Origin of the sequence: Pseudomonas sp. KT_2_4 (assembly GCF_041410225.1) — a bacterium.
In the GTDB taxonomy this organism is placed as follows: Bacteria; Pseudomonadota; Gammaproteobacteria; order Pseudomonadales; family Pseudomonadaceae; genus Aquipseudomonas; species Aquipseudomonas paracarnis.
Window position 1 is genome coordinate 2,081,694 of sequence record NZ_CP166962.1, and the last position, 16,517, is coordinate 2,098,210.

The following is a 16,517-nucleotide window of genomic DNA, read 5'->3' on the forward strand; positions in this document are numbered from 1 at the left end:
AAAGCCCCCGCCCGCCCGGTCGTTACCCAGAAATCCCCCCTAAAGGCCTGGATCATGAGCAAGCAACCCTCCCTGAGCTACAAGGACGCCGGTGTAGACATCGACGCCGGTGAAGCATTGGTCGAACGCATCAAGAGCGTCGCCAAGCGCACTGCGCGCCCTGAAGTCATGGGTGGCCTGGGCGGTTTTGGCGCCCTCTGCGAAATCCCGGCCGGCTACAAGCAGCCTGTACTGGTGTCCGGCACCGACGGCGTGGGCACCAAGCTGCGTCTGGCCCTGAACCTGAACAAGCACGACAGCATCGGCATCGATCTGGTCGCCATGTGCGTCAACGACCTGGTGGTGTGCGGCGCCGAGCCGCTGTTCTTTCTCGACTACTACGCCACCGGCAAGCTCAATGTCGAGACCGCGACCCAGGTCGTAACCGGCATCGGTGCTGGCTGCGAACTGTCGGGTTGCTCCCTGGTCGGCGGTGAAACCGCTGAAATGCCAGGCATGTACGAAGGAGAAGACTACGACTTGGCCGGCTTCTGCGTCGGCGTGGTGGAAAAAGCCGAGATCATCGACGGCTCCAAAGTAGCTGCTGGTGACGCCCTGCTCGCCCTGCCATCGTCCGGCCCGCACTCCAACGGCTACTCGCTGATCCGCAAGATCATCGAAGTGTCCGGCGCCGACATCGAGAACATCCAGCTCGACGGCAAGCCACTGACCGACCTGCTGATGGCGCCGACCCGCATCTACGTCAAGCCACTGCTCAAGCTGATCAAGGACACCGGCGCCGTCAAGGCCATGGCCCACATCACCGGTGGCGGCCTGCTGGACAACATCCCGCGCGTACTGCCAAAAGGCGCCCAGGCGATTGTCGACGTAGCCAGCTGGCAGCGCCCGGCTGTCTTCGATTGGCTGCAGGAAAAAGGCAACGTCAACGAAACCGAAATGCACCGCGTGCTCAACTGCGGCGTGGGCATGGTGATCTGCGTTGCGCAGGAACACGTTGAAACCGCACTGAACGTGCTGCGTGAAGCCGGCGAGCAACCTTGGGTGATTGGCCAGATCGCCACTGCTGCCGAAGGCGCAGCCCAGGTTGAACTGAAGAACCTCAAGGCTCACTGATGCCCCAGACCTGTGATGTCGTGGTGCTGCTTTCCGGCACCGGCAGTAACTTGCAGGCCCTGATCGACAGCACGCGCACCGGCGACAGCCCGGTGCGCATCGCTGCGGTGATTTCCAACCGCAGCGACGCCTACGGTCTGCAACGCGCCCGTGACGCGGGTATCGATACTCGCTCCCTGGATCACAAGGCGTTCGACGGTCGCGAGGCCTTCGACAGCGCCTTGATCGAACTGATCGACGCCTTCAACCCCAAACTCGTGGTCCTTGCCGGTTTCATGCGCATCCTCAGCGCAGATTTCGTCCGGCACTACGAAGGACGCCTGCTCAATATCCACCCTTCCCTGCTGCCCAAGTACAAAGGCATGCACACCCACCAGCGCGCCCTCGACGCCGGCGACAGTGAGCATGGCTGCAGCGTGCACTTTGTGACCGAGGAACTCGATGGCGGGCCTCTGGTCGTACAGGCAGTGGTTCCGGTAGAGTCAGGCGACTCGGCGCAGACGCTTGCGCAACGGGTTCATACCCAGGAACACAGGATTTACCCGCTGGCTGTTCGCTGGTTTGCCGAAGGACGGTTGATTCTTGGCGACCAGGGTGCATTATTGGACGGCCAGTTACTCGCGGCCAGCGGCCACTTGATTCGAACCTAGGAGATTTTATGCGTCGCGCCCTGCTTTTCGCTTTTGCGCTGTTCGCTTTGCCTGCCGTACAAGCGGCAGACCTTCACCCCTTCTCCGTCAGCTACACCGCCGACTGGAAACAACTGCCCATGAGCGGTTCGGCTGAACGCAGCCTGAGCAAGAATGGCGACGGTACCTGGACCTTGAATTTCAAGGCCTCGATGATGATTGCCAGCTTGACCGAAACCAGCGTGATCCTGTTCGACAAGGACACCCTGCAACCCAAGAGCTACAGCTTCGAACGCGGCGGCCTGGGCAAGGCGAAGAAGATCAACCTGGACTTCGACCAGAGCGCTAAAAAAGTCACCGGCTTTGAAAACAAAGACCCGGTCAATGTCACTCTCGAAAGCGGCATGCTCGACAAGTCCACCTACCAGCTTGCTCTGCAACGCGATGTTGCCGCCGGCAAGAAGAGCATGAGCTACCGCGTGGTTGAGGGTACTGATACCGATACCTACGACTTCCGCGTGATCGGCTCGGAAAAGGTCCAGACCAAAGTCGGTTCGATCGACGCGATCAAGGTCGAGCGCGTGCGCGACCCGTCGCAGAGCAAGCGCATCACCCAGATGTGGTTTGCCAAGGACCAGGGCGGCATCCTGGTTGCCCTGCGTCAGGTCGAGACTGACGGCAAGGAATACAACATCATGCTGCAGGATGGCACCGTTGACGGTAAGGCTGTCAAAGGCAGCTGATTGCTGATGCACCGGAAAAGAGCCTCGCTGAATGCGGGGCTTTTTTTTGCCTGGGATTTTTAGGGGACGCCACTCCCGCTATCGCATGCAAGCCAGCTCCCACAGTGGAATGCATTCCAAGGTGGGAGCTGGCTTGCCTGCGATAGCGGTGCCGAGGTCAACCTAGCCGACCTGAACATGAAACTTTTGTCATAAAGCCGCTGCGCTGGCGACGCAATGCCTTGGTTTACAAGGCCTGCAGCATTGTTGCGTTCCCCGCAATGAATTATTGCGCGCAAAATCAGTTTACTTAGCAAGCTAACAAATCATATAACAGAGGCCTGCGACGACTTGCCGCAGATCAACCAGAGATTGGAGCAAGCAGATGACTGTAAAAGTAACTGAACGCGACGATGAACATATGTCCCATGAAGCAGTAGGCCACGGGATTCACATCTGGGATGTCCATCAGCAAGACGTATTGGTCGGCATGTTTCACAACGAGAGCGACGCCCACAACTATAAAAACGAGCTCGAAACTCTCGAATTGCAACGCCAGGCGAAAAGCTCCTGAAGCGCTGAAATCATGAGGACGCCCGGCCCACGCAGCCGGGCCGTCTACAACAAAAACCGCGCCATTCGAGCGCGGTTTTTTTGTCAAAGATTCGGTATAAATTAATGTAACAAAAGCACACACAAATAATGATTCTCGATATCATTCGTTCGCTTTTCATTCAGGCTCACGAATCAGGGAATCAATTAGATGCATGGAAATAGCAGCAAGCCAGAAAACGCGTTACTGGAACGCTGGAGCGAAGCGCTTACCACTGCGCAATTTCAGGCCAGCCACGTCAGCCTCCAAGCCCTGATCAATACGCTGGCACCCGCCGCCGAACGTAGCTTCCAACGCCTGATCCAAGCATTGTTTCGTGAAAGCCTGCTGGACTCCAGCACGCTCATTTATGACGAACATGGGCAATGCTCGCTGACACTGCCTTGCCAAGCCCGACTACGTTTCGAACATTTGCGTCCTGGCCGCATGGCAAGCTGGGACCTGCGCGGCGAAGTCATCCTGTTGCGCGAAAGCCAGCCCGAACAGAAAATCCAATTCCCCTCACAATTGTTGACGTTACTTAACGCCAGCCTTGAGTCGCCTGCTGACCGGGAAGTGCTCAACCGCCTCAACGTCGAGATCGACGACAGCTTCATCAACGACACCTTGTGCCTGGCCTTCCATGAGCAATGGACGCTCAAGCTGCATGCGTCAATGGACCCGGTGTATCAAGACAATCTCCTCAGTCATCTCAAGAACAGCCCGAGCGTTATCAACCCGACTTCCGTGCTTGAACAATGGGGAACACTGGGTCACCCATGGCACCCCAACTACAAGACCAAGCTAGGCCTGAATACCGAGCAAGTCATCGACTACTCGCCGGAATTCGAAGCACGCTTTCCGGTATTGCTGTGCGCGCTGCATCGCCAATTTGCCCATGTCGAAAAGTTGGCCGGTACCGCCGATTACTGGCAGTGGTGGAGCGAGCACTTCCCGCAAGCGGCACAGCAATTGACCGCAGTCCTGCAAGCACAGGGCCTTCAGGCAGGCGATTATCTGCCATTGCCCGCCCACCCTTGGCAGGCACGCCAGGAACTGCCCCAACTGTTCGCCAACGAAATCGGCGACAAACTGCTGGTGCTGACCGATATCGTCGCGTTTACCGCCCACCCCACCATGTCATTCAGAACCGTATTGCCTGAAGGGCGTTGCGATGCGCCTATGGTCAAACTGCCCGTGTCGCTGCGACTGACCAGCGTGCAGCGCACCGTCTCACCGCGCTCAGCGCGCATGGGCCCACGGATCAGCCATTTGCTGCTGGCCATTCTGGAGCGCGAGCCTGCGATTCAGAAAATCCTCAGCATCGTTCCCGAGCGTATCGGTGTGCATTTCAAGCCACAGCCGGCCAATGACGAGCACTCCCGCCACCTGGCGGTGCTCTATCGCGACAATCCCCATAGCCAGCTCCAGCCCGGGGAAATGGCCGTGCCGGTGGGCAGCCTGTTTGCCATTGATCAACACGGCCAGCCGCTGCTGCGCCAATGGGTGCGCCTGAGCCAAGGCAAGGATGACGCGGCGGCCATGCTCGCCTTCTTCCATGAGTACGCGGCGATCAGTGTGCCAGCGCTGCTGGGCATGTATTTGCGCTACGGCGTTGCATTCGAGGCCCATCAGCAGAACTCCTTTATGGTCATGGCCGCAGACGGGCAATTGAGCCGCCTGCTGTTACGCGATTTCGGCGATATCCGTATCGACCGCAAAACCTTGCACGCCCACGGCCTGGACATTGAACTGCACGACCCGAAGATGACGCTGTACGACGACGCAGGTTTCGTAAGGGACAAGCTGCTGCACACCGTATTCATGTGCCATCTGGGCGAGCTCATCCTGCTTGCCGCGCGCCACTTCGACATCCCCCAGACGCTGCTCTGGAATGAACTGTCGGCTCAGGTCAGCCAGTGTTTTGACGACCTGCGCTCGCAGGTTGATCCGCAGCGCTGGGCCACCGAGCGCGAAGCACTGCTGGAGCACGCGTGGCCGGCCAAGTCGTTCATGCGCATGCGTCTGCTGGAGAGTCATGCCGATATCGTAGGGCGCCTGCCCAACCCGTTGAGCGCGGCCGCCAATGCCGACTAACAACACCGCGCTGCGGCTGCTGGTGGTGATTCAGTTGGTGTCGATGGGGGCGATGGAAATGAGCGGCCCGTTCTGGCCGCTGCAAATCCAGAAGCTGTTGGGCGTTGCCAATGCTCAGTACACCGGCCTGCTGTCTTCGCTGGTGTATGCCGGGCCGATGATGGCAGCGATGATCCTCACGCCCATGTGGGGGAAGCTGGGCGACCGTACCGGCCATAAGCCCATGATCATCCGCGCGTTGCTGGCACTGGCGGTGTGTCAGGCGCTGGCTGCGATAACGCCTGATCCGTGGTGGCTGGTGGTCATCCGCGTGGTGCAAGGTGCGTTGGCCGGCTTCATTGCAGCTGCCCAAGCCTACGCACTGGCCTGCTGCGGCGACGGCGGACGGGGTCACATTCTTGCCAGGCTGCAATCAGCCACTGCCGTAGGCTCCCTGGCCGGGCCGGTATTGGGCGGCTGGCTCATGGACATATCCGGTTTCGCATTGCTGTGCTACAGCGCCACCGCCGTCTGCCTGTTGTGCGCGATAATCAGCGCGTTCTTGCCCAGCGACTCACCACGATCCAGACCTGCCCGCCCATCGAAGCCTGTCGCACTGCCCAAAGGCTGGCTTGGCGCGATGTTGGGAATCATCGTATTGATCCAGGCAGCCAGGATGATGCCGCAACCGTTTTACGCTTTATATGTTGCCGAGGTTTTGCAGGCGCCCGCGTGGCTGATCGGCGCCAGCTATGGCGCCAGCGCCTTGACCCTGGCACTGTCTGCGCCGTTATGGGGCCGCCTGTTCGATCGACATCAGCCAGCACATACGCTGCGCATCATCGAATGGGTCACCTGGGCCTGCGCCCTCACGCTGGCCTGCACGGCGCTGGCCAGTGAATGGTTGGGGTTCATCGCCAGCCGGTTGCTGTGGGGCGTGTGGCAGGGAGCTTTGCTGCCCGTGGCCTACACGCTGATCGCCAATACCGTCGCGTCCAGCCAGCAGGGTTTTGCCCTGGGCATGGGTAACAGCGCCGCCAAAGCAGGTGCGCTGTGCGGCGCCTTGATAGGCGGTATCGGCATGGGGTGGGTGGGCCTGGCGCACAGCTTCTGGCTGGTCGCACTGACCTATGCATTGGCCGCAGTGAGTATCCGCGCGATCCGTTCATATACGCGAGCGCCTGAGACACCCGATTTTTCTGTCAATACTTCTAATAACTCTGAGACAAACCCATGAATAAATCGCAATTGGCCGTTCTGCTGCCGCTTCTCGGCTCGATGAGTGCGCCCGCCTGGGCCGATCAGACAGAACAGACACAGGCAGCCCCGACCAGCCTGCAATTACAGGCAACAGTCGTATCGGCCACGCGCAGCGAAACCAGCATTGCGCAGATTCCAGGCTCAGTGCAGGTGATCAATGAAGCGCAAATCCGCCAGCAGACCGGGGCAGGACGTCGGGTCGCCGATATCCTCGGCCAACTGGTGCCTGGCATTGCCCCTTCCAGCGGCGGCATGAGCAACTTCGGCCAGACGCTTCGCGGGCGTAATACCCTGATCCTGATCGATGGGGTTTCACAAAACGCCACGCGCGATAACTTCCGCCAGCTCAACAGCGTGGCACCGGAAAGCATCGAGCGTATCGAAGTGATCTCCGGTGCCAGCAGTGTCTACGGCGCAGGCGCATCGGGCGGCATCATCAACATCATCACCAAACGCAACCAAGGTGAAGACCTGGCGTTCAGCAGCAAGATCGGCATGACCGCCGGTAACAACCTCAGCCACAAGGGGTTCGCTTACCAGGCGTTCCAAAGCGCCACCGGGCGCAAGGGCCCGGTGGACTGGTACCTCTCGGGCAACACCGTGCAGCGCAACGATCAGTTCGACGGTAATGGCAAGCGCATTCCCCAGGACACGTCCCAGGGCAGCAACATGGACACCGATACCTACGACCTGCAAGGTCGCTTCGGCTATGAGCTTGATGACGACAAGAAGATCAGCCTGTCGCTGCAAGACTACAAGGACGAACAAGACACCCGCTACACCAAGAACCCCCGCATCACCAGCAACGCAGTCGCCGTAAAAGGCCTGGACCTGGGCGACCAACCCTACACCCACAACCAGGCGGTCAACCTCAACTACGCCGACAAGGATTTCTACGGCCAGGGCCTGCAGATCGAAAGCTACTGGCGGCGGGCCGACGCCCTGTTCTTTCCAGACCTGTCCCGAGGCCGGGCAGGCGTGTCAGATAACAACAGCGTGCAGGACGTCTACGGCCTGCGTGCGGCGATCGAGACCCAGATGCCGGACATCGGCCCGGCAACGGGCAACCTGGTATGGGGCGCGGACTACGACCATGAAACCTCACGCCAGCGTGGCGACCAATACCGGGTCAATGGCCTGACCTACACGAAAACCGGTACCACGTTCGAACTGGGTCCAGATATCGAGACCACCACCAAAGCCATCTTTGGCCAGCTCTCCTACGACATCGACAACTGGACCTTGCGCGGTGGCGTACGTCGCGAATGGATTGAGAGTAAAGTCTCCGACAGCATCGCGTATGGCGAAATCGTCCAGACCGGCAACCGCGCGACACTGCCCGGTGGCACGCTCAAATACGATGACACGCTCTATAACCTCGGTGCGGTGTACCACCTGACCGACAACCAGGATGTGTTCGTCAACTTCAGCCAGGGCTTTTCCCTACCGGATATCCAGCGCTTCCTGCGTGACGTGAACAGCAAATACGATATCCAGGACCTCAATGCCCAGGCCTTGAAAGTCGATAGTTACGAGCTGGGCTGGCGTGGCGACTGGGACAAGTGGCAGGCCAGTGTCACCGCGTACGAAAACACCTCGGATGTCACGCAGTTCTATGATGCCAATGATCGTGTGCTGCGCCTGATCAATCAGAAAGAACGCGTACGTGGCGTCGAAACCGGCCTGACCTATAACATCAGCGACCAATGGTCCGTCGGCGGTACTTACGCTTACGCCAAAGGTGAGACCCAGCAGAACGGCAAGTGGATCGACCTGCCTGCCACCCGCATCTCCCCCGCCAAGACCACAGCCTTTGTCGGCTATGAGCGTGACGACTACAGCCTGCGCTTGCAGGGTATGCGCCTGGCCAATTATGACGCGGCGGCCAAAGACAACAACGGCCGCGATATCCAGGGCTACACCCTGGTCGACTTGCTGGGCTCGGTAAGGCTACCGGTAGGCCGCCTCGAAGGTGCGGTGTACAACCTCACGAACCGCAACTACCAGAACATGTTCGCCCAGGCCAACGCCCGCGCACCGTACCCGAATGCCGAAGGTCGTACCTTCAGCCTGAGTTACGCAGTGGATTGGTAACAGGCTGCACGCTTAAAACACAAACCCCGCCTTTTGGCGGGGTTTGTCGTTTCTAGCGGCTTACCACATCAGATCATCAGGGATCTGGTAAGCGGCGTACGGATCGTCTTCATCCGGCACCTGGCTTTCGGTGAGGATGTTGAGCTGCACGATACGCTCCGGAGCACGCTCCTGGATTTTGAGCGCCGCTTCGCGCGGGATCACCTCGTAGCCGCCACCGTGGTGCACGATCGCCAGGGAGCCGTTGCTCAGCTTGTTGCGCATCAGCGTGTTGACCGACAGGCGCTTGACCTTCTTGTCATCGACGAAGTTGTAGTAGTCCTCGGTGGTCAGCTTGGGCAGGCGCGAGGTCTCGATCAGTTGCTTGACCTGGGCGGTACGCGCCTTGGCCTCGGCTTTTTCCTGCTGCTGACGGTTCAGCTCCTGGTCACGCTTGACCTTCTCGGCGTGTGCCTCAGCGGCCAGGCGCGCCTGAGTATCATCGACTTCGGCCTGGCCCTTGTGGACCAGGCGCTGCTGTTTCTGCTTCTCTTTGCCGACCTGTTTGGCCTGCTTTTGGTTGACCAGACCTGCTTTGAGCAACTGGTCGCGAAGGGAAAGGCTCATGGTGCTTACTCACTTAGGCAGCTGCTCAACCGCAGCTGGACACATTCTTTTCCTGGCGTTTGGCTTCGCCCCACAGGGCGTCCAACTCTTCGAGGGTGCAATCTTCTATGGGTTGGTGCGTATCGCGCAATGCCTGTTCGATAAATCGGAAACGTCGTTCGAACTTGGCATTGGCACCGCGCAAGGCGGTTTCCGGGTCGACCTTGAGGTGACGGGCCAGGTTGACCGCGGCAAACAGCAGGTCGCCGACTTCATCGGCGATGGCTGCCGAGTCGTTATCGGCCATGGCTTCGAGCACTTCGTCCAACTCTTCGCGCACGTTATCCACCACCGGCAACGCGGACGGCCAGTCGAAACCGACCTGGCTGGCGCGCTTTTGTAATTTGGCCGCACGGGATAACGACGGTAAGGCGGTGGGCACATCATCGAGCAGGGAGAGTTGCTCGGGAGCGTCGGACTTTTCTGCGCGCTCCTCAGCTTTGATCTGCTCCCAGCGTTCCTTGACCTGTTCTTCGCTCAACTGCGGGATATCCAGCGGTGCGTACAGGTCGCCGGTTGGGAACACGTGAGGATGCCGGCGAATCAACTTACGGGTGATGCCGTCGATCACGCCGGCAAATTCGAAGCGCCCTTCTTCCCGCGCCAGTTGGCTGTAATACACCACTTGGAACAGCAGGTCGCCCAACTCACCTTGCAGGTGATCGAAATCGCCGCGCTCGATGGCGTCGGCCACTTCATAGGCCTCCTCCAGCGTGTGCGGGACGATGGTCGCGTAGGTTTGCTTGATGTCCCACGGGCAGCCGTATTGCGGGTCGCGCAGGCGGCTCATCAGGTGCAGCAGGTCTTCGAGTGAATACATCGTATCTCTTTCCGCTGAAAATCCAATGTGGGAGCTGGCTTGCCTGCGATGCTCGCGACTCGGTGCTTCAGTTAAACCGAGGTGATGCTATCGCAGGCAAGCCAGCTCCCACATGAAGCAGCTAACACAATTCAGTTCGCGCCCATCCAGCTATTCATGGGGTGCGGTTGCGCCGGGTTTCGATGATGTTCGGCAACTGGGAAATCCGCCCCAGCAACCGTCCCAGTGCGTCCAACCCCGGAATCTCGATGGTCAGGGACATCAACGCAGTGTTGTCTTCCTTGTTCGAACGGGTGTTGACCGCCAGCACGTTGATCCGCTCGTTGAGCAGCACTTGCGAGACGTCACGCAGCAAGCCGGAACGGTCGTAGGCACGGATGATAATGTCCACCGGATACGTGAGCACCGGCACCGGGCCCCAACTGACCTGGATGATCCGCTCCGGTTCGCGCCCGCCCAGCTGCAGCACCGAGGCGCAGTCCTGGCGGTGAATGCTCACGCCACGGCCCTGGGTGATGTAGCCGACAATGGCGTCGCCCGGCAACGGCTGGCAGCAGCCGGCCATTTGCGTCATCAGGTTGCCCACGCCCTGGATCTGGATATCGCCACGCTTGCCCGGCTTGTAGCCAGTGGCTTTGCGCGGGATCAGCTCCAGCTGTTCGTTGCCGCGCTCAGGCTCGACCAGTTGCTGGGCCAGGTTGACCAGTTGCGCCAGGCGCAGGTCGCCCGCGCCGAGGGCGGCAAACATGTCTTCGGCGATCTTCATGTTGGCCTTTTCGGCCAGCTTGTCGAAGTCCACCTGAGGCAGGCCCAGGCGCGCCAGTTCGCGTTCAAGCAAGGTCTTGCCGGCGGCGACGTTCTGGTCACGTGCCTGTAGCTTGAACCAGTGGACGATCTTCGCCCGCGCCCGCGAAGTAGTGATGTAACCCAGGTTCGGGTTCAGCCAGTCGCGGCTCGGCGTACCGTGCTTGCTGGTGATGATCTCGACCTGTTCACCGGTTTGCAGGCTGTAGTTGAGCGGCACGATGCGCCCGTTGATCTTGGCGCCGCGGCAGTTATGCCCGATTTCGGTGTGCACGCGGTAGGCAAAGTCCAGCGGCGTGGCGCCCTTGGGCAAGTCGATGGCGTGGCCGTCAGGCGTGAAGATATAGACCCGGTCCGGCTCGATATCCACCCGCAGTTGCTCGGCCAGGCCGCCGATGTCGCCGAGTTCTTCGTGCCATTCCAGCACTTGGCGCAGCCAGGAGATCTTCTCTTCGTACTGGTTGGACCCGGCCTTGACGTCGGTGCCCTTGTAGCGCCAGTGCGCGCACACCCCCAGCTCGGCCTCTTCGTGCATGGCGTGGGTGCGGATCTGCACTTCCAGCACCTTGCCTTCAGGGCCGATCACGGCGGTGTGCAGCGAGCGGTAGCCGTTTTCCTTGGGGTTGGCGATATAGTCGTCAAATTCCTTGGGGATGTGGCGCCACAGGGTGTGGACGATACCCAGCGCGGTGTAGCAGTCGCGCATTTCCGGCACCAGCACGCGCACCGCACGCACGTCGTAGATCTGGCTGAAGGCCAGGCCCTTGCGCTGCATTTTGCGCCAGATGGAATAGATGTGCTTGGCGCGGCCGCTGATGTCCGCGTCCACGCCGGTGGCCTGCAGCTCCGAACGCAACTGGCCCATCACGTCGCTGATAAAGCGCTCGCGGTCCAGGCGCCGCTCATGCAGCAGCGTGGCGATCTGTTTGTACTGGTCAGGTTCCAGGTAGCGGAAGGACAAATCCTCCAGCTCCCACTTGATATGGCCGATGCCCAGGCGATGGGCCAGCGGCGCGTAGATGTCGAAGACTTCGCGGGCCACACGGTTGCGCTTTTCGTCATCGGCGGTCTTCACCGCACGGATCGCGCAGGTACGCTCGGCCAGCTTGATCAGGGCGACGCGTACGTCGTCGACCATCGCTACCAGCATTTTGCGCAGGTTCTCTACCTGGCCCTGGGTGCCCAGCACCATCGACTGCCGCGGGCTGAGGCTGGCGCTAATGGCCGCCATGCGCAGCACGCCGTCGATCAGCTTGGCCACCACCGAACCGAAACGCTGGCCAACGGTGGCCAACGGAATATGCCCTTCGCGTACGCCGCGATAGAGCACGGCGGCGATCAGCGAATCCTGGTCCAGCTTGAGATCGGCCAGGATCTCGGCGATTTCCAGGCCAGTGCGAAAACTTGAAGTGCCTTCGGCCCACAGGTTCTTGGCCGCATTGTCTTGCTGTTCAGACTCACGAGCGAACTCGCAGGCTGCTTTCAAGGCTTCACGGTCCAGTGCCGGGTCGACACTGACGGCATGATCCAGCCATGCCTCGAGATTGATACTGCCGTCGGTGTTGATCGGCTGGTGTGCTCTCACCTGTACCATCTTGCTTACCTTCCCTACGACGCACCTTCGATGCGCCAAAATCATCGCCGACTTTTACTGCGAGCTCCGTGGCAGTGTTCAGGCCCTGGAGAACGCAGGCCAGTCGGATTAAACGGGCATCCTAGCCCGCTTCAAATAACGCCATGGCCTCGACATGCGCGGTCTGCGGAAACATGTCGAGGATCCCGGCACGCTTTAGCCGGTAGCCTTGCTTGACCAACTCAACCGTGTCCCGCGCCAGCGTGGCTGGGTTGCAGGACACATACACCAGGCGCTTGGCCCCCAAGGCGGCGAGTTTGCGCACAACCTCCAGGGCACCATCGCGGGGTGGGTCCAAGAGTACCGCAGAAAAGCCCTGTTTGGCCCATTCTGCGTCGGTCAAAGGCTGGGACAAATCGGCCTGAAAAAACTGTGCGTTATGCAAATGGTTGCTGACGGCATTGAGGGCCGCACGGTCCACCATGGCCTGTACGCCCTCCACCGCCACCACTTCGCGTACGTGGCGAGCCAGTGGCAGGGCGAAATTGCCCAGGCCGCAAAACAGGTCCAGTACCCGTTCGTCGGCTTGTGGCGCCAGCCATTGCAGGGCTTGGGCGACCATCGCCTGGTTGACCCCGGCGTTGACCTGCACAAAGTCGCCCGGACGGTACGCCAGCTCCAGATCCCACGCCTCCAAACGGAAGCCCAGGGCCTGACCCGGCTCGACGGGCTCCGGCTGCCCTTCCCCGTGCAGCCACAATTGGGCGTCATGGAAGGTGCAGAATTCCTTGAGGATCTGCAGGTCAGCCTCGGACAACGGCGCCATATGCCGCAGCAACACGGCGATGGACGAACCGCTGAACAACTCGACATGCCCCAACGCCTGCGGTTTGCTCAAGCGACGCAGCATCGCTGGCAAACGCTGCATGATCGGTTGCAAGGCCTGTACCAGCACCGGGCAATCATCGATAGCGACGATGTCCTGACTGGCCACGGCGCGAAAACCCACTTCGAGTTGCTTCGCCTTGGCGTCCCAACGCACGGCTACGCGGGCGCGGCGCCGATAACCGAACTCCGGCCCGCTCAACGGCGCGGCCCACTCTTGCGGTTCGACACCTGCCACCCGCGACAGTTGCTCGGCGAGCATGCGCTGTTTCAGGGCAAGTTGCTGGTCATGAGGCAGATGCTGCACGCTGCAGCCGCCACAGCGGCCAACATGAGCGCAGGGCGCAGGGCGCCGCAGCTCACTCGCCTGGAACACCCGCTCGGTGCGCGCCTCGACCACTTTGCCATGGGCGCCCAACACCCGTGCTTCCACCTCTTCGCCGGCCAACGCACCATTCACAAACCAGGTACGGCCTTCAAAGAACGCGATGCCCCGGCCGTCATTGGCCAGGCGCTCGATGGTCAGGCGCTGTTTCTTGCCCACGGGTATCTGTGGGGCCCGGCTGCCGCCCGTTGGCTGGAAGCGCAAGCCTCTCTCGTGCTTGGCCATCAGTTGGGTTCGTCGAAAATGCCGGTCGACAGGTAACGGTCGCCTCGGTCACAGATGATCGCGACGATCACCGCGTTTTCCACTTCTTTGGACAAGCGCAACATACCGGCCACGGCGCCACCGGAGGACACGCCGCAGAAGATGCCTTCTTCACGGGCCAGGCGGCGCGTGGTGTCTTCGGCTTCGCGCTGGGCCATGTCGATGATGCGGTCTACCCGCGTGGCGTTGTAGATCTTCGGCAAATATTCTTCGGGCCAACGACGAATACCCGGGATGGCCGCGCCTTCCATCGGTTGCAGGCCGACGATCTGAATCGCTGGGTTCTGCTCCTTGAGGTAGCGCGAGTTGCCCATGATGGTACCGGTGGTGCCCATGGAGCTGACGAAGTGGGTGATGGTGCCCTGGGTCTGGCGCCAGATCTCCGGGCCGGTGCTGGTGTAGTGCGCCTCGGGGTTGTCGCCGTTGGCGAACTGATCGAGCACCACGCCACGGCCTTCGGCGGCCATGCGCTCGGCAAGATCGCGGGCGCCTTCCATGCCTTCTTCCTGAGTCACCAGGATCAGTTGGGCACCATAGGCGGTCATGGCCGCCTTGCGCTCGGCACTGCCGTTGTCGGGCATGATCAGCACCATCTTGTAACCCTTGATCGCTGCGGCCATGGCCAGGGCGATCCCGGTGTTACCGGAGGTGGCTTCGATCAGGGTGTCGCCGGGTTTGATCTGCCCACGCAACTCGGCGCGGGCGATCATCGACAGTGCCGGGCGGTCTTTGACGGAGCCGGCCGGGTTGTTGCCCTCGAGTTTGAGCAACAGGGTATTGCTGGTTTCACCCGCCATGCGTTGCAAGCGGACCAGGGGCGTGTTGCCGACACAATCGGCGATTGTTGGGTACTGCAAGGTCATGGCGTATTCGCAATCCAGACTGCGGGGCGCACATCATACCGGGAAAGGCCGGCGGGCCATATCACGCAAAGTGTGGTGCTTATGGCTTAAAGGCATAAGCCGGGTTTATGTCGGGTCGCCATGGTTGCGCTGGAATACTTCATCGCCCATCGCAGCAATCTGCCCTTCGATCAGCGCTTCAAAGGGTTTGAGCAGTGGCTCAAACGACGTCGGCGCTTCCAATACCTGCAACGCTTGCGTGATTGCTTCGACCGTCGACAAGGCGCCAGGCCCCGGCGCCTTGCGCAAGCGATAGCGGGAAACGCCGCCTTCGGCCAATGTCACCCGGGGCAACGCCGCCAGCAAGGGGTTGAGGTGCAGCAGTTTGCGCGCCTTGCGCCAGGTGCCATCGGGAACCACCAGCAGCAGTGGCTGATCGTCAGGTGCGTAGGCGTGCAGCGGCTCGGCTTCATCCGCCGGAAACAACAGGCGTGCCCGATAGCCAGGCGGGTTCAATAGCGTCGCCAGGTCATCAAACACCTCCCCCACCACCAACTGCGCGTTGTTCAGGCCCAACGCCGCCAGCCGCGCAGTATTGAGCGCATGGCCGACCTCGCTCGGGTGCTGCAACACCAACACGCGGGTGCGGCTGTCGAGGTGGGGGATCAGCGCACACAGGCAGTGCGTGGTCGGGCGCAGGCAGCGCGGGCAATGGGGTCGGGACATGGTGTGTTCAGGCCTGGTTGAGCTGGGTCTTGAGCAAATCGCGGAAGGTCTGGATCAGTGGCTCGCGGCTGCGGCCACGGCGCATGATCAGCGAAAACGGCGCCTGGTAGCCGAAGGTCGCCGGCAGCAAAACGCGCAGGTCGCCCTTGTCAGCCCAGGCCTGGGCGTAGTGTTCGGGCAGGTAGCCAATATAAGCGCCCGACAGCACCAGAATCAGTTGCGCCTCCATACTTTCCACCGTGGCAGCGCTGTGCTTGAAGCCGTGGCGCGCCAGCTCGGCCTGGCTCCAGTAACCTCGCCCGACCATGCGTTGCTGGGTGATCACTTGTTCCGGGATGCGCCGCTCGTTGAACAATGGGTGCCGGGTGCTGCAATACAACCAGTGCTGTTCGCGGTACAGCGGCATGTAGACCAGCCCGCTCATGCGGTTGGAGAACGCACCGATGGCCAGGTCCAGGCGATTGTCCTGGACCCCCAGTTGCAATTCGTAGGGGCTCATCACCGACAGGTGTAAATGCACTGCCGGGTGCTCCAGGCTGTAGGCGCCAATCACTTCGGCGAACGGCAAGGCCTTGTCGCTGACGGTGGAGTCGAGCACCCCGAGCTTGAGGGTGCCGCGCAATTCGCCTTTCAACGCAGCGGCGTATTGCTCGAAACCTTCGAGTTCGCCCAACAGGCGCAGCGTTTCCTGATGAAACAGCTCGCCCTTGCTGGTCAGGCTGAAGCCGCCACGGCCACGATGGCACAGCACCAGGCCCAAGGCTGACTCGAGTTGGCTCATGTAGGTGCTGATGGCCGACGTCGACAGGTTGAGCTCGTGCTGGGCGTTGGCAAACCCTTGGTGGCGCACGACGCTGACGAAGATGCGCAGGAGTTTCAGGTCGGGCAAGGCGTTGGCCATGGGGGCTCCAGGGGGGGCACACTAAATTGTGGGCGCTGGCTTGCCTGCTCCCACATTTGAATGGAGTTTACCCCAGGCTTTAGTTTAGAAAAATCTGAACTAAGTATTTGCCGCTGCCGATTCTTCCTAAGCCAGGCTTTTCGCAGAATCGGCCATCAATAAACAAAACAACGATGAGGCAATCCC

Annotated in this window: 14 protein-coding genes; 7 read left to right on the forward strand and 7 right to left on the reverse strand. The window is 60.7% G+C overall.

What is annotated here, in order from left to right:
- Positions 1-54 precede the first annotated feature (54 nt).
- The 7 genes from purM to AB9N64_RS09565 all read left to right on the forward strand — a co-directional run bounded on the left by purM (position 55) and on the right by AB9N64_RS09565 (position 8,486).
- A complete protein-coding gene (gene purM, locus AB9N64_RS09535) occupies positions 55-1,113 on the forward strand; it encodes a phosphoribosylformylglycinamidine cyclo-ligase (protein WP_014719398.1) in 1,059 nt (352 codons plus the stop codon).
- On the forward strand, positions 1,113-1,763 hold the full coding sequence (gene purN, locus AB9N64_RS09540; protein ID WP_003193061.1) for a phosphoribosylglycinamide formyltransferase: 651 nt from the start codon (positions 1,113-1,115) through the stop codon (positions 1,761-1,763). Before purM ends, purN begins: the two co-directional genes overlap by 1 nt.
- 8 nt (positions 1,764-1,771) lie before the next feature.
- Positions 1,772-2,485: a DUF3108 domain-containing protein gene (locus AB9N64_RS09545; RefSeq protein ID WP_014719399.1), complete on the forward strand. Its 714-nt coding sequence runs from the start codon at positions 1,772-1,774 to the stop codon at positions 2,483-2,485.
- Between the two features lie 364 nt (positions 2,486-2,849).
- The gene (locus AB9N64_RS09550) at positions 2,850-3,038 is read left to right on the forward strand and encodes a hypothetical protein (protein ID WP_003193064.1); all 189 of its coding nucleotides are present in this window, start codon (positions 2,850-2,852) and stop codon (positions 3,036-3,038) included.
- Positions 3,039-3,227: 189 nt separating this feature from the next.
- Entirely contained in the window at positions 3,228-5,153 is a 1,926-nt protein-coding gene (locus AB9N64_RS09555; RefSeq protein WP_371360214.1) for an IucA/IucC family siderophore biosynthesis protein, read from the forward strand.
- The gene (locus AB9N64_RS09560) at positions 5,143-6,369 is read left to right on the forward strand and encodes an MFS transporter (RefSeq protein ID WP_103452229.1); all 1,227 of its coding nucleotides are present in this window, start codon (positions 5,143-5,145) and stop codon (positions 6,367-6,369) included. The genes AB9N64_RS09555 and AB9N64_RS09560 overlap by 11 nt, the downstream gene beginning before the upstream one ends.
- On the forward strand, positions 6,366-8,486 hold the full coding sequence (locus tag AB9N64_RS09565) for a TonB-dependent receptor (protein WP_032903118.1): 2,121 nt from the start codon (positions 6,366-6,368) through the stop codon (positions 8,484-8,486). Before AB9N64_RS09560 ends, AB9N64_RS09565 begins: the two co-directional genes overlap by 4 nt.
- Before the next feature lie 60 nt (positions 8,487-8,546).
- On the opposite strand, the gene AB9N64_RS09570 is transcribed toward AB9N64_RS09565, so the two are convergent.
- From AB9N64_RS09570 to AB9N64_RS09600, 7 genes are all read right to left on the reverse strand, one after another.
- Positions 8,547-9,092, reverse strand: a complete 546-nt coding sequence (locus AB9N64_RS09570; protein ID WP_014719402.1) for a DUF2058 domain-containing protein — start codon at positions 9,090-9,092, stop codon at positions 8,547-8,549.
- 25 nt (positions 9,093-9,117) lie between these two features.
- Positions 9,118-9,951 (reverse strand): nucleoside triphosphate pyrophosphohydrolase, encoded by an 834-nt coding sequence (gene mazG, locus AB9N64_RS09575; protein WP_014719403.1) that lies wholly within the window; start codon positions 9,949-9,951, stop codon positions 9,118-9,120.
- A gap of 154 nt (positions 9,952-10,105) precedes the next feature.
- Positions 10,106-12,349 carry a GTP diphosphokinase gene (relA, locus tag AB9N64_RS09580; RefSeq protein ID WP_005790193.1) on the reverse strand — a complete coding sequence of 748 codons (2,244 nt, stop codon included), beginning with the start codon at positions 12,347-12,349 and terminating at the stop codon, positions 10,106-10,108.
- A 121-nt stretch (positions 12,350-12,470) separates the two neighbouring features.
- Complete coding sequence (gene rlmD, locus AB9N64_RS09585; protein WP_058410747.1) at positions 12,471-13,823, reverse strand: 23S rRNA (uracil(1939)-C(5))-methyltransferase RlmD; 1,353 nt, start codon at positions 13,821-13,823, stop codon at positions 12,471-12,473.
- Entirely contained in the window at positions 13,823-14,725 is a 903-nt protein-coding gene (gene cysM / locus AB9N64_RS09590) for a cysteine synthase CysM (protein WP_003193080.1), read from the reverse strand. Before cysM ends, rlmD begins: the two co-directional genes overlap by 1 nt.
- A 105-nt stretch (positions 14,726-14,830) precedes the next feature.
- Positions 14,831-15,430: a tRNA-uridine aminocarboxypropyltransferase gene (locus AB9N64_RS09595; protein ID WP_014719405.1), complete on the reverse strand. Its 600-nt coding sequence runs from the start codon at positions 15,428-15,430 to the stop codon at positions 14,831-14,833.
- 7 nt (positions 15,431-15,437) lie between these two features.
- Positions 15,438-16,331: a LysR family transcriptional regulator gene (locus AB9N64_RS09600; RefSeq protein WP_034128316.1), complete on the reverse strand. Its 894-nt coding sequence runs from the start codon at positions 16,329-16,331 to the stop codon at positions 15,438-15,440.
- Positions 16,332-16,517: the final 186 nt, after the last annotated feature.